The organism is Enterococcus sp. FR204, assembly GCF_031143325.1.
Taxonomy (GTDB): domain Bacteria; phylum Bacillota; class Bacilli; order Lactobacillales; family Enterococcaceae; genus Enterococcus_B; species Enterococcus_B faecium.
Map to the genome: position 1 here is coordinate 48,968 of NZ_JAKZIW010000003.1, position 14,190 is coordinate 63,157.

Annotated in this window: 13 protein-coding genes; 4 read left to right on the top strand and 9 right to left on the bottom strand. The window is 40.4% G+C overall.

The window, feature by feature from the left end; genetic code table 11:
• Nucleotides 1-55 precede the first annotated feature (55 nt).
• The 3 genes from fusA to rpsL all read right to left on the bottom strand — a co-directional run bounded on the left by fusA (nt 56) and on the right by rpsL (nt 3,204).
• Nucleotides 56-2,143: an elongation factor G gene (gene fusA / locus RG571_RS01565; RefSeq protein ID WP_002309841.1), complete on the bottom strand. Its 2,088-nt coding sequence runs from the start codon at nt 2,141-2,143 to the stop codon at nt 56-58.
• Nucleotides 2,144-2,236: 93 nt separating this feature from the next.
• Nucleotides 2,237-2,707, bottom strand: a complete 471-nt coding sequence (gene rpsG, locus RG571_RS01570; RefSeq protein ID WP_002290440.1) for a 30S ribosomal protein S7 — start codon at nt 2,705-2,707, stop codon at nt 2,237-2,239.
• Nucleotides 2,708-2,790: 83 nt separating this feature from the next.
• Nucleotides 2,791-3,204, bottom strand: coding sequence for a 30S ribosomal protein S12 (rpsL, locus tag RG571_RS01575; protein WP_002294318.1), 414 nt, complete (start codon nt 3,202-3,204; stop codon nt 2,791-2,793).
• Between the two features lie 318 nt (nt 3,205-3,522).
• On the opposite strand from rpsL, the gene rpiA reads away from it, so the two are divergent.
• The 4 genes from rpiA to RG571_RS01595 all read left to right on the top strand — a co-directional run bounded on the left by rpiA (nt 3,523) and on the right by RG571_RS01595 (nt 7,198).
• Complete coding sequence (gene rpiA, locus RG571_RS01580) at nt 3,523-4,206, top strand: ribose-5-phosphate isomerase RpiA (protein ID WP_002309842.1); 684 nt, start codon at nt 3,523-3,525, stop codon at nt 4,204-4,206.
• A gap of 132 nt (nt 4,207-4,338) precedes the next feature.
• On the top strand, nt 4,339-4,920 hold the full coding sequence (locus RG571_RS01585; RefSeq protein WP_002315503.1) for a recombinase family protein: 582 nt from the start codon (nt 4,339-4,341) through the stop codon (nt 4,918-4,920).
• Between the two features lie 170 nt (nt 4,921-5,090).
• Entirely contained in the window at nt 5,091-5,777 is a 687-nt protein-coding gene (gene gpmA / locus RG571_RS01590) for a 2,3-diphosphoglycerate-dependent phosphoglycerate mutase (protein WP_002290434.1), read from the top strand.
• A gap of 554 nt (nt 5,778-6,331) precedes the next feature.
• Nucleotides 6,332-7,198, top strand: coding sequence for a carbohydrate binding domain-containing protein (locus RG571_RS01595; RefSeq protein WP_002319341.1), 867 nt, complete (start codon nt 6,332-6,334; stop codon nt 7,196-7,198).
• A 383-nt stretch (nt 7,199-7,581) separates the two neighbouring features.
• Here RG571_RS01595 and deoD read toward each other — a convergent pair whose 3' ends face one another.
• From deoD to RG571_RS01625, 6 genes are all read right to left on the bottom strand, one after another.
• On the bottom strand, nt 7,582-8,289 hold the full coding sequence (gene deoD / locus RG571_RS01600; protein ID WP_002319340.1) for a purine-nucleoside phosphorylase: 708 nt from the start codon (nt 8,287-8,289) through the stop codon (nt 7,582-7,584).
• A 16-nt stretch (nt 8,290-8,305) separates the two neighbouring features.
• A complete protein-coding gene (locus RG571_RS01605; RefSeq protein ID WP_002319339.1) occupies nt 8,306-9,124 on the bottom strand; it encodes a purine-nucleoside phosphorylase in 819 nt (272 codons plus the stop codon).
• Between the two features lie 24 nt (nt 9,125-9,148).
• Nucleotides 9,149-10,315, bottom strand: coding sequence for a phosphopentomutase (gene deoB / locus RG571_RS01610; protein WP_002291118.1), 1,167 nt, complete (start codon nt 10,313-10,315; stop codon nt 9,149-9,151).
• A gap of 98 nt (nt 10,316-10,413) precedes the next feature.
• Entirely contained in the window at nt 10,414-11,370 is a 957-nt protein-coding gene (locus RG571_RS01615; RefSeq protein WP_002309847.1) for an ABC transporter permease, read from the bottom strand.
• Complete coding sequence (locus RG571_RS01620) at nt 11,370-12,503, bottom strand: ABC transporter permease (protein WP_002291115.1); 1,134 nt, start codon at nt 12,501-12,503, stop codon at nt 11,370-11,372. Before RG571_RS01620 ends, RG571_RS01615 begins: the two co-directional genes overlap by 1 nt.
• Nucleotides 12,496-14,058, bottom strand: a complete 1,563-nt coding sequence (locus RG571_RS01625; protein ID WP_002291113.1) for an ABC transporter ATP-binding protein — start codon at nt 14,056-14,058, stop codon at nt 12,496-12,498. The genes RG571_RS01620 and RG571_RS01625 overlap by 8 nt, the downstream gene beginning before the upstream one ends.
• Nucleotides 14,059-14,190 lie beyond the last annotated feature (132 nt).

A 14,190-nucleotide genomic window follows, 5' to 3' on the forward strand; every position in this document is an offset into this window, starting at 1 on the left:
TAAAAATATAGTCTCTTTGGATAATCTCTTTGCAGGACTATCCGGTTTTAAGAAATTATTCAGCTTTTCCGCCGTTTTTCTTAATGATTTCTTCTTGTACTGATTTTGGTACATCTTCGTAGTGGTCAAATGTCATTGTAAATGTACCACGACCTTGAGTAGCAGAACGAAGAGTTGTAGCATAACCAAACATTTCAGCAAGTGGAACCATCGCACGAACAACTTGTTGGCCGCCAGCGCGAGCTTCCATACCTTCAACACGTCCACGACGAGCAGTTACGTGGCCCATAACATCACCTAAGTAATCTTCAGGGATAACAACTTCTACAGCCATGATTGGTTCAAGGATTACTGGATTAGCTTTCTTAGCTGCTGCACGTAATGCCATAGAAGCAGCAACACGGAAGGCAGTTTCATTTGAATCGACATCATGGTATGAACCATCGTAAAGTTTAGCTTTGATATCTACTAATGGATAGCCAGCTAAGACACCATTTTCCATTGCATCTTTCAAACCAGTTTCAACAGCTGGAATGTATTCACGAGGAACAACCCCACCGACGATCGCATTTTCAAATTCGAAACCAGCACCTTCTTCGTTTGGTGTAAATTCGATCCATACGTGACCGTATTGACCTTTACCACCAGACTGACGTACAAACTTACCTTCGGCTTGAGTGCCAGCACGGAAAGTTTCACGGTAAGATACTTGAGGCGCACCTACGTTAGCTTCAACTTTGAATTCACGACGCATACGGTCAACGATGATATCTAAGTGAAGTTCACCCATACCAGCGATGATTGTTTCGCCTGTTTCCACGTTTGTTTCAGCACGGAAAGTAGGATCTTCTTCAGATAGTTTTTGTAAAGCCACACCCATTTTATCTTGGTCAGCTTTTGATTTAGGTTCAATAGCGACTTGGATAACTGGTTCTGGGAATTCCATTGATTCAAGAATAACTAGATTCTTTTCATCACATAGTGTGTCCCCAGTAGTTGTGTCTTTCAAACCAACAGCAGCAGCGATATCTCCAGCGTAAACTTCAGAGATTTCTGAACGAGAGTTGGCATGCATCTGTAAGATACGACCAACACGTTCGCGTTTGCCTTTTGTTGCGTTTTGTACGTATGAACCTGATTTTAAAACACCAGAGTACACACGGAAGAAAGTTAAACGACCTACGAATGGGTCAGTCATAACTTTAAATGCTAAAGCTGAGAAAGGAGCGCTGTCGTCTGCAGGACGTTCTACTTCTTCATCAGTTTTAGGGTCAATCCCTTTGATAGCTGGGATATCTAACGGTGATGGCAAGTAATCAAGAACAGCGTCCAATAGTAATTGAACCCCTTTGTTCTTAAATGCTGAACCACATAGTACTGGGTAGAATTCCACGTTAACTGTTGCGCGGCGGATACCTTCTTTTAACTCAGCTTCAGTGATTTCTTCACCTTCTAAGTATTTCAAAGTAAGTTCTTCATCAGTTTCAGCTACAGCTTCAACCAATTTTTCGCGCCATTCTTCAGCTAATTCGCGGTATTCTTCAGGAATTTCTGTTTCTTCGATCTCTGTTCCAAGATCGTTTGTATACATTTCAGCCTTCATTGTTACAAGGTCGATAATTCCTGTGAAGTCGTCTTCCGCACCAATTGGTAATTGGATTGGGTGAGCGTTTGCTTGCAAACGGTCATGTAAAGTTGATACTGAATATAAGAAGTCAGCACCGATCTTGTCCATTTTGTTTGCAAATACGATACGAGGTACACCGTAAGTTGTTGCTTGACGCCAAACTGTTTCAGTTTGAGGTTCAACACCTGATTGTGCATCAAGAACAGTTACAGCACCATCAAGTACACGCAATGAACGTTCAACTTCAACTGTGAAGTCTACGTGTCCTGGTGTGTCGATGATGTTGATTCGATGACCCTTCCATTGTGCTGTAGTAGCAGCAGAAGTGATCGTAATACCACGTTCTTGTTCTTGTTCCATCCAGTCCATTTGTGAAGCTCCTTCATGAGTTTCACCAATTTTATGGATTTTACCAGTATAGTACAAGATACGTTCAGTAGCAGTCGTTTTACCAGCATCGATGTGGGCCATGATACCGATATTACGAGTGTTTTGTAAAGAAAATTCTCTGGTCATTCTCCTTGTTTCTCCTCTCTTTACTATCTAGTTGCTAAAAATAAGGACACTATCTGAGGTCGACTTATAAAAGCCGACCAAACAGAGAGAATCTTACCAGCGATAGTGAGCAAACGCACGGTTGGCATCAGCCATTTTATGAGTGTCTTCACGTTTTTTAACAGAAGCACCTGTGTTGTTTGCAGCATCCATGATTTCTTTTGCTAAGCGTTCTTCCATTGTGTGTTCACCGCGCAAGCGAGCGTAGTTTACTACCCAACGAAGACCTAGAGTAACGCGGCGTTCAGGGCGAACTTCAACTGGTACTTGGTAGTTTGAACCCCCAACACGACGTGCTTTAACTTCAAGAACAGGTTGAACGTTTTTCATTGCTTGTTCAAACACTTCTAATGGATCGTTACCTGTAGATTCTTTGATCAAATCAAAGGCATTATAGATAATGTTAGCTGCAATCCCGCGTTTTCCGTCAACCATTACACGGTTGATCAAGCGAGTTACTAATTTTGAGTTATAAATAGGATCTGGTAAAACATCACGTTTTGCAACAGGACCTTTACGTGGCATCCGTAACTCCTCCTTCCGAAATATTGTTCATAGTAATCACTTCTATATAATAGAAGCAAGTTTCATTTGTTTAATAATTAAAATTAAGCTTTAGGTTTTTTAGTTCCGTATTTAGAACGGCTTTGTTTACGGTCGTTAACACCAGCAGTATCTAAAGCACCGCGAACGATATGGTAACGTACCCCTGGTAAGTCTTTTACACGACCACCGCGTAATAATACAACACTGTGTTCTTGTAAGTTATGACCAATCCCTGGGATATAAGCAGTAACTTCAATTAAGTTTGACAAACGAACACGTGCATATTTACGTAAAGCTGAGTTCGGTTTTTTAGGTGTCATTGTACCCACACGAGTTGCTACCCCACGTTTTTGAGGTGAGTTTACGTTAGTTTGAGTTTTCTTAAAGCTGTTATATCCTTTGTTCAAAGCAGGTGAATTAGATTTTTCCACCTTTGATTTACGAGGTTTACGTACTAATTGGTTAATTGTAGGCATTCCTTGTTTCCTCCTTCCCACGATTTGCGTCTAGTTCCACACATCCAGGTGGTTCTTTTTTTGCGATAAAAAATAAATGCAATGTCTGCATCCTTATCAAATATGCTTTGATAAACAGTCAGCACGTTTCTTCACAGAAACCTGTAGATAAAGCACCTTTGTTAGAATATCACGAATGAAAAAACATGTCAACAAGAGATGCAATTTTTTTTGAAAAAGCTTTATTGCAATAAAAAAGAATGGTATCTTTTTGCCGTAAATCACGCTAAAATAGTGAGGAAAGCACGAAGCTCAAATTAAAAAAAGGTGGATGCAAAGATGAATTTAAAACAATTAGCTGGCATTGAAGCCGCGAAATTCGTAAAGGACGGGATGATCGTTGGTCTCGGGACCGGTTCAACCGCCTATTATATGGTAGAAGAGATTGGTCGCCGTATGCGTGAAGAAGGATTACGTATCACAGGAGTCACTACTTCAAATGCGACAAAAGAACAAGCAGAAAAATTAGGAATACCGCTAAAGAGTATCGATGAAGTCCCAGTAGTCGATCTGACGATAGATGGTGCTGATGAAATCAGTGCTGATTTTCAAGGGATAAAAGGCGGCGGTGCTGCTTTGCTTTTCGAGAAAATAGTCGCTACGTACTCAAAAGAAACGATTTGGATCGTTGATTCTTCTAAATTAGTCCATAAACTTGGGAAGTTCCCACTCCCAGTTGAAGTCATCCCTTATGGCTCCCAACAGCTACTTCATATTTTTGACGAAAAAGGATTCCAACCTGTTTTGCGTACAGACGAAAACGGCGAAGTCCTAACTACAGATGGTGGTCATTATATCATTGATCTGCATCTAGAAGTTATTGAACAACCAGAAAGCTTAGCTACCTATTTAGATGAACTTGTTGGGGTAGTCGAACATGGACTTTTCCTAAATATGGTTTCAAAAGTTGTTGTTGGCTCAGAAAAAGGTGTTGAGATTCTTGATGCCATCCGCCATAAATAAAGAAAAACTGCTTGATCATCCAATAAAAAAAGACAGCGGAAAATTTGCGAAAAAACTATCTTTTTGACGTACTTTATGCTACATTTTTACTGTTATATCCAGTTAGAAAATCACTGCTAGAAAGGAATCACCATGAAAATTATTGGTTATGCACGCACAACCATAAATGATGTTGATTTAACAACTCAGGTTGAACAATTATCTGACTTTGGTTGTCAAGAAATTTTCCATGAGACATATGAAGTGGAACAAAACGATGCTACTGCTGTTCATTTGGAGTCAGTGATTGCTGACATGCAGCAAGGCGATGCACTAGTCGTCTGCCAACTTCATCGATTGGGCAAATCTACACGGCAATTAACAGAACTTACGCAATTATTCAAAGACCGCGGGCTGCACTTGGTTAGCATTGATGAAGGAATCGATACGCGCGAAATGGGGAAAATCTATTTCCAATTGATGGAAAACCTGGCAAACATGGAGTGCGCATTAATCAAAGAACGTACATTAGTTGGATTAGATGAAGCTCGTAAAAAAGGAAAAATCGGCGGAAGACCAAAAATCGATGCAAAAACGATCAAAAAAATCCGGCGTCTCTATTATGAAAAAAAAGAAACAATCCAATTTATTTCTTCAAAATGCGGTGTTTCAGTTGGAACATGTTATAAATATATCAATTTGCCTGAAAAAGAAATCGAGCAATTATGCATCTAATGCCTAAAAACGAACAGTGCTTTCGCAGCTGTTCGTTTTTTTATCTTCTCTACTCGTTTTCTCATAGAATCTTATCCAATTTTTCGATGGAAATCTCTTCCAAAAAATTGTACAATAAAACAGAACTGAAATTTTCAGAAATATAAACCTATCTTAAAGGAGAGCTAAACATGCCAAAATTAGTTTTTTCTCGTCACGGTCTTAGTGAATGGAATGCATTGAACCAATTTACTGGTTGGGCTGATGTAAACCTAGCACCAGAAGGAATCGAAGAAGCAAAAGAAGGCGGACGCAAAATCAAAGAAGCTGGAATCGAATTTGATGTTGCCTATACTTCTGTTTTAACTCGTGCAATCAAAACATGTAACTTGATCTTAGAATATTCAGATCAACTTTGGGTACCACAAATCAAATCATGGCGCTTGAACGAACGTCACTATGGTAAATTACAAGGTTTGAACAAAAAAGAAACAGCTGAAAAATACGGCGACGAACAAGTACACATCTGGCGTCGTTCTTACGATACTCTTCCTCCATTAATGGAAGAAACTGACGAAGGTTCTGCAGCAAACGACCGTCGTTACGCAATGTTAGACAAACGCGATATTCCTGGTGGCGAAAACTTGAAAGTGACATTAGAACGTGCTTTGCCATTCTGGCAAGATAAAATTGCTCCAGCATTACTAGACAACAAAACTGTTTTAGTAGCTGCACACGGTAACTCATTACGCGCTCTAGCTAAACATATCGAAGGTATCTCTGACGAAGACATCATGGATCTTGAAATCCCAACAGGTCAACCACTTGTTTATGAATTAAATGATGACTTAACAGTGGCTAAAAAATACTACCTATAATAGATACTCTATTGTAAATAAGACAGCCCTCTCACCTCCTATTATTGTAAGAGATGAAGGGGCTGTTTTTTTAGATATTGGAAGACGGTTGTCTTGGCTATCTAATGCGAATGACATCAATTTACATAATAACTATATGATTATAATAATAAGTACTGTTTGAATAAACAAAAAATGAAGAGAGAAGGCGTAGCATTGAGAGAAAAAAGAATGTCTGACAATCATTCAGATGTGGAGCGAACATTTTTTGTAGAAACTTATTTAAATTTCATTCTTTTATCCTGTTTCTAAGAGGAAGTTTTCATTTGTATGAGCTATCACCACAACTCTCCGTCTTTTCTTATGTTGCTAATAAATGAAGTTTAGATAGAAGTCAACCTCATAAAACTATTTATTTTATCATTTTTTTCTAATAATAAATGTTATATAGAAAAAAGTGTTTACACGACCGCTATTTTCTCGGTTATGATTAATTTGTGAGATACAGACAGACTACACGGCTGCATCTTACAAACAAAATCAAAAAATAAAAATATAGAGTGAGGAGATACAAGATGATCAAAAGTAATTTAAAAACAGTGATGGCAGCAGGTATGGTATTTTTAAGTTTAGGAGGATCCGTTTCGACATTCGCAACAAGTCTATCAACAACTGACTTCGTTAGTACAAGTAAACAGGCCATTGAGCAACAATTGTATATCCATAATGGTGACTTTAATGACGGGTTTGATCATTGGATCACTAGTGGCCAAGAGCCAAATAATCCCATACTTCAAACCGTTAATGGAAATAACTTTGCTTTAGCAAGAAATGGTGAAAATGTTCATCAATACGTGACATTAAAACCAAGTACCACGTATACATTTAGTTATGATGTTGCAGCAAGCGAATCAGCACCCGGACGTGTTGAATTAGGGATCATGAATCATGATGTCGGTTTTGATGTATTAGAGAGCAGTGAACATAATAATGAGAACTGGGAACGTGGCAAACTTACTTTTACGACTCCAGACGATGAAAATACATACCTTATACGATTTGCTTCTACATGGAATGGTTGGGCGAAATATGACAATATCCAAGTGGAAACAGGCGTAACAGAAACAAACATGTTGTCTGTAGGGCGAGAAGGCTCTCGAGCATTTGCTTATTTAACATTGACACCTGAACTTTTTCACAATAATCAAGACAGATGGGTCGTTTACATTGATGGAAGATATCGTTTTGAAACATTTGACGGCACAGCATACTATAGCATTCCAAGAATAGTTGATGGTAATATTCAAGTACGTCACGAAATTCCTGGAAAAGCAGGACAGCGAGTAGAAGTATATCGCCTACCAGGACGTCCTGGATCAAGCTCCTCACTTGAGCACGCTGTATTATTCGAAACACTTATTATTGATGCAGACTTGATTTAAGTTGAATTTTTCATTCTTCAAACATCATCACATGAGCAATTGAATGGTTAAGGTATTCATTTAGACGAAACCACCAACAGAAGATGACTCATTTGTCACATCCTGTTGGTGGCCTAGTTCGGAACAGAAAGAGCGTAACTCGCTTCTTTCTGTTCTTTTTTATTTGATTAAGATTGTGCCATTCGTCTGCAATTTAAAAGGAATGTCGATTCACATTTTAGAGATTCAAATGGTTGACTTTAGGAGGACTCTCGAAGTAACTGAAGCAACGGTTGTCATTGATTTCAGGTTATGTGAGACAGTTTCTGCAAAAAAATGTGACTGACAAATTTCTATTAATAGAAGTTTAGGCAGTCACACTTTCTTGCTATTTAGCTATTACTTTACCCTTGAATCGCCGTTTCCAATCCTACTTCGATCATTTCATTGAACGTCGATTGTCGTTCTGCAGCTGTTGTTTCTTCCCCAGTAATCAAATGGTCGCTAACGGTCATCAAACTTAATGTCTGCACATGGTATTTCGCGCCTAAGTAATAAAGAGCCGCTGCTTCCATTTCCACTCCTAATACGCCAAGTTCAGCTAATTGGAATGTCTCTGTCAAATCATCTTTGTAGAAAGAATCTTCCGAAAGGACATTTCCTACATGAACCGTATAGCCCTTTTCTTTAGCTATCTCATATGCTTTCAGTAATAGATTGAAATCACTGATTGGCGGAAAATGAAAGGCTTGGAAATTTTTTTCGATCATCGAAGAGCTGGTTGCTGCGCCTTGCGCTAGTACCAAATCACGAACACGGACATCTTTTGACAATGCCCCGCATGTACCTACTCGGATCAATTTTTTTACGCCATATGACTGGATCAATTCATGGGCATAGATGGTGGCTGATGGCATCCCCATCCCTGTTCCTTGAACAGAAATACGTTCGCCTTTATATTTGCCGGTAAAGCCTAGCATCCCACGGACCTGATTGTAGCAAACTGGTTCTTCTAAAAAAGTCTCCGCAATATATTTAGCTCGTAAAGGGTCTCCCGGAAGTAAAATCTTATCGGCGATCTCGCCTTCTTTCGCTTCGATATGCACACTCATTTTGTTGCTCCTCCTATTACAATAATGTCAATGTTTCTTTAACCAATGCTTTAAAAGATTGTTTGACTCTCTGAGTTGTTTCTACAACTTCTTCATGGCTCAGATTCGCCTGCATGCCTGCTGCTAAGTTGGTAATACAAGAGATTCCTAACACTTTTAATCCGCTGTGAGCTGCTACGATGACTTCTGGAACAGTCGACATCCCTACTGCATCGGCTCCTATTGTCCGAGACATCCGAATCTCAGCAGGCGTTTCATAAGTTGGGCCAGAATAGCCCATATATACGCCTTCTTTAAGATCCAAACCTAGTTTTTCTGCAGCTGCTTTTGCTGTTGCTTGATAGTCAGGCGTATAAGCTTGACTCATATCTGGGAATCTAGGACCCATTTCATCTTCATTCGGGCCGATCAAAGGATTTTCACCAGTAAAATTGATGTGATCGGTAATCAGCATCAAATCTCCTGGTACGAAGGATTCATTGACACCGCCACATGCGTTGGTCACAATGACTGAATGGGCACCTAGTCCGGCCATCACACGTACTGGATAGGTCACTGTTTGCATGGAATGACCTTCATAGTAGTGGAATCTTCCTTGCATGGCTAACACTTTTTTGCCTGCTAGAGATCCGTAAACCAGCCGTCCTGCATGTCCAACTACTGTCGAAACAGGAAAGAACGGGATCTCATCATAAGAAATCATTACAGCATCTTCGATTTCATCTGCTAATTCACCTAATCCTGAACCTAGGATCAAACCAAAATCAATTTCTTTTACTCCTTTATCAAGGATAAACTGGGTCGTTTCTTGTAACATCTCGCTTAACTTGGTCATTTGCTTTCTCCTATTTTAAAAAGATTATTTTAATAATTTTAAGAAGCTTTCGCCATTTTCAGTCGAAGAAACACTAAAGTTCTCAGCAATCGTTGCGGAGATATCAGAATAATACCCTTGAGGCAACGCCCCTTGTTCTTTCATTTTTTTACTGTAGACCAATAACGGTACATATTCTCGCGTATGATCGGTACCAGTAAATGTCGGATCGTTTCCGTGATCGGCTGTAATCATTAGCAAGTCGTCTTCTTCCATGGCTTCAAGCAGTTCTGGGATCCGCAAGTCAAATTCTTCAATCGCATGCGCATAACCGACTACATCCCGGCGATGACCGTATAATGCATCAAAATCTACTAAATTGGTAAAGCTGATACCTGTAAACTCTTTTTTCATAACGTTCAGCAACTGGTCGACGCCATCCATATTACTTTTCGTGCGGACAGATTCAGTGATTCCTTGTCCATTGAAAATATCGTTGATCTTTCCTACAGCAATCACGTCTTTTCCTGCTTCTTTCAAAGAATCGAGGACGGTGTGTCCGAATGGATCCAACGCATAATCATGACGATTGCTTGTTCGTGTGAAGTCTCCTGGTTCTCCCACATATGGACGTGCAATGATTCGACCGATCATGTACGGGTCATCTTTTGTTATATCACGAACGAATTGGCAAACCCGGTATAGTTCTTCTAAAGGAATGATTTCTTCATGTGCCGCGATCTGAAGGACAGGATCAGCAGAAGTATATACGATTAAATCGCCTGTTTTCATTTGGTGTTCACCGTAATCGTCAATAACAGCCGTTCCGCTATATGGTTTGTTGCATACGACTTTACGGCCAGAAAACTCTTCGATTTGTTTGATCAGATCATCAGGGAATCCGTTCGGAAACACACGAAACGGCGTCTTGATATTCAATCCCATGATTTCCCAATGGCCTGTCATCGTATCTTTCCCTACAGAAACTTCTTCTAATTTCGTCGCATAGCCTTGATGATCTTTCACTGATTCCACACCTTCAAGAGGACGAATCGTTCCCAAACCAAGCTGCTCTAAATGCGGAATGTTCAATCCTGCTTCTTTTGCAATGTGTCCTAATGTATCAGAACCAACGTCACCGAACTTCTCGGCATCTGGTGCTTCTCCAATTCCTACTGAATCCATGACGATCAGATGTACGCGTTTAAACATGATTATTCCTTCTTTCTTTTTATTTTTATTACCTTTAAAACAAAAAGGGCGAGACGAAAAACACTTCCCGTAACCCACCCTTTTTATTCGCTAAAAGATTATTTTGATTTGATATAGTTCTTCCCGTTTGCTTTTGGTCCAGAAGCTTTCCCTAAGAAAACAACCAACACAATGATTGTCAGCAAATATGGAGCAATTTGCAGCAATACTGGTGGAATCGAAGAAATAACTGGTAATTGTGCACCGATGATACTCAAGCTTTGTGCAAAACCAAAGAACAGTGAGGCACCCATTGCGCCTAAAGGATTCCATTTACCAAAGATCATAGCAGCCATGGAGATGAACCCTTGTCCGACGATCGTCCCAGCTGAAAAGTTACCGGAAATCGACTGAGCAAAAACAGCACCGCCCATACCGCCTAACAAGCCTGAAATCAGCACGCCTGAATAACGCATAGCATATACATTGATACCTAATGTATCGGCAGCTTGAGGGTTTTCACCAACTGAACGGAGGCGTAAGCCGAATTTCGTCTTGAAGATGATCACCCAAGCAATGACAGCAATCAAAATTGCACAATAAGCAGGCAAGAATGTATTTTTGAAGAAAATTGGTCCAATGACCGGAATATCTGCCAAACCTGGGAAAGAGAAATATCCCAGATTCTGCGTGATGTTATCTGTTTGACCTTTCCCATACCATGCTTTGATCAAGAAAACACCTAAAGCTGGTGCCATCAGATTGATCACTGTACCGCTGATGATATGGTCAGCACGCAAGCTGACTGTTGCTACTGCGTGGATCAAAGAAAATAGGATACCTACGACGCCACCCACTAAAATAGCGATCCATGGCGTCATGGAACCAAGTGAGGGGCTCATCGTCAAGTTGAAAACGATGGAACTAAAAGCACCCATGACCATGATTCCCTCTAACCCTACGTTTACGATCCCGCTGCGTTCAGAAAACGTTCCGCCTAGTGACGTTAGAATTAGCGGTGTTGAATAAACCAGTGTTGAAGTAAGAATCAAGGCAATTAATTCGATAGTCGACATTATAGTTCGCCTCCTTCATGGTTTTGATTCGTTGGCTTCGCTTCGATTGTCGCAACGATTTCTTCTTGTTTTTTTCCTTGGAAGAACTTAGCCATGACGAAACGAATCAAGAAATTGATCCCAACAAAGAAGATAATCAGAGCAATCGATACATTGACGATCTCAAACGGAACACCAGCTCCTGTCTGCATGCCAAGTCCGCCGATCTTCAAAATACTGAACAAAATCGCTGATAAAAGAATACCGATTGCTGATCCAGATCCAAGTAAGGAAACAGCCATTCCGTCAAATCCAATAGATAGCGAGGTCGTTTGAACGAAGAAGTTTTGATACGTTCCTAATCCTTCAACCACACCGCCAAGCCCTGCCAAAGCGCCAGAAATGACCATCGACAAAACGATCGTACGTTTACTACTCATCCCTGCATACTCAGAAGCAAAAGGATTCAAACCAACGGAACGGATCTCAAATCCTAAAGTCGTTTTCTTCATCAATAGCCAAACGAAAATAAGCGCGATGATGGCTAAAAACAAACCTGAGTTTACGCGAGAGCCGCCAAAAGCTTGTGTCAACCAAGGTAACCGCAACGATGCATTTTGACTGATCATATTGGAAGAGTCCAAACTTGATCGGTAGCTTTCAGGCATCACTTCATGTAAAGCAAATGTGCTTACGTATAATAAGATATAGTTCATCATGATCGTTACGATCACTTCACTTGTTCCAAAAAATGCTCGTAGCAACCCAGGAACAGCCGCTGCCATCGCACCTGCTAAGGCACCTAGGATCACGCACAATGGAAGCAAAACAACTTTTGGAAGATCTGGAAAAGCAAGTGCCACCCAGACACTGACGATCCATCCGCAAAGCGCTTGTCCAGAAAGCCCGATATTGAAGAACCCAGCTGAGTTAGCTACAGAAAACCCTAATGCTGTAAAAATCAACGGCGTTGCTTGCCTTAATGTTTCACCGATTCCTCTTTGCGAACCAAGAGCTGCATCTAACATAGAAGAATAACCTTGGATGGGCTGAAAACCAAAAGCAGCCATTAATATCGCGCCTAAGATCAATCCTAAAACAACTGAAAGTACAGGCACTAATAAATTACGGAATTTCTCGCTGCGATCATTCATGTGCGCCAGCCCCCTTTTCTAACTCTTTTCGTGCTTCTTCTAAGGTATAGCCCGCCATCAATAGACCTAATTCATTTTCAGATGTTTCTTTCGGATCAACGATCCCGACGATTTCTCCTTCATGGATAACAGCAATACGATCCGAAACATTTAAAATTTCTTCTAATTCGAAACTAATCAATAACACTGCTTTGTATTTGTCCCTTTGTTCGATCAGACGTTTATGAATAAATTCGATCGCACCTACATCCAGCCCACGAGTTGGATTTGCAACGATCAACAGATCAGGATCTCGGTCGACTTCCCGAGCGATGATTGCTTTTTGCTGATTTCCGCCTGATAAAGCTTTTGCAGGAACAAGTTCATTCGTTGTTCGAACATCATATTCTTCGATCAATTCTCTGGCATGTTCATTTATCACTGAATAATTCAGCATACCGTTTTTACTGTAAGGTTTTTGATGATACGTTTGCAGGGCAATGTTTTCAGACAATGTCATATCTAGGACCAACCCGTATTTATGACGGTCTTCTGGCACATGTCCTACACCATGTTCAGTGATCTTTCGAGGTTTTTTATTGGTGATGTCTTCCCCTTTTAGCTTGATATGTCCGCTTTCTGCCTTTCGCAAACCAGTCAAAGCTTGGATCAACTCCGACTGCCCGTTTCCATCGATTCCAGCGATACCAAGTACTTCGCCAGCACGAACCTCTAAGTTCAGGTTTTTCACGGCTTCTAATCCACGATTTTCTTTTACCACTAGATTTTCAATAGACAAAACGACTTCTTGAGGCTTCGCTTCTTTTTTCATCGTTTTGAATGAAACCGTTCTTCCGACCATCATATCAGCTAATTGCTGTGAGGTAACGTCTTTAACGTTGACTGTACCGATTCCTTTTCCACGGCGGATAACTGTACAACGGTCAGCTACTGCTTTGATTTCATCTAACTTATGCGTAATCAAAATGATTGACTTGCCTTCTTTGACTAATTCCTTCATGATCACGATTAATTCATCAATTTCCTGAGGGGTCAATACAGCTGTCGGCTCATCAAAAATCAGTACATCTGCTCCTCGGTAAAGTGTTTTTAAAATTTCTACCCGTTGTTCCATCCCAACTGAAATATCACGAACATAAGCATCCGGGTTGACTGATAATCCATATTGTTCAGAAACTTTTTGGATCTCTTTTCGCGCTTTTTTATGGTCAAGCATCCCTGCACGACTAGGTTCGCTTCCCAACACGATGTTTTCTGTTACAGTAAAGGCATCAACAAGCATAAAGTGCTGATGGACCATCCCAATCCCTAATTGATTGGCTTTTGTCGGGCTTGTGATCTGTACTTCTTTCCCACGCATCAAAATTTTCCCTGATGTCGGCTCTAATAATCCGGAAAGCACGTTCATCAATGTAGATTTGCCAGCACCGTTTTCTCCAAGCAACGCATGAATCTCTCCTGCCTTTACTTGTAAATTGATGTTGTCATTTGCCTTGAATGTTCCAAATTCTTTGGTAATATTCTGCATTTCTATGACAATATTTTCTTGAACCACCTTTTTTTCACATCCTAACGATTTCTATCTAGGGCAACGATTGACTAAGATTCACGCTTAGTGAGCGTTCTTCTTTTGAAACAAACATTACTTCAGGGAGTTGTTCCCTTATCCAAACTGTCTCAAGACAGC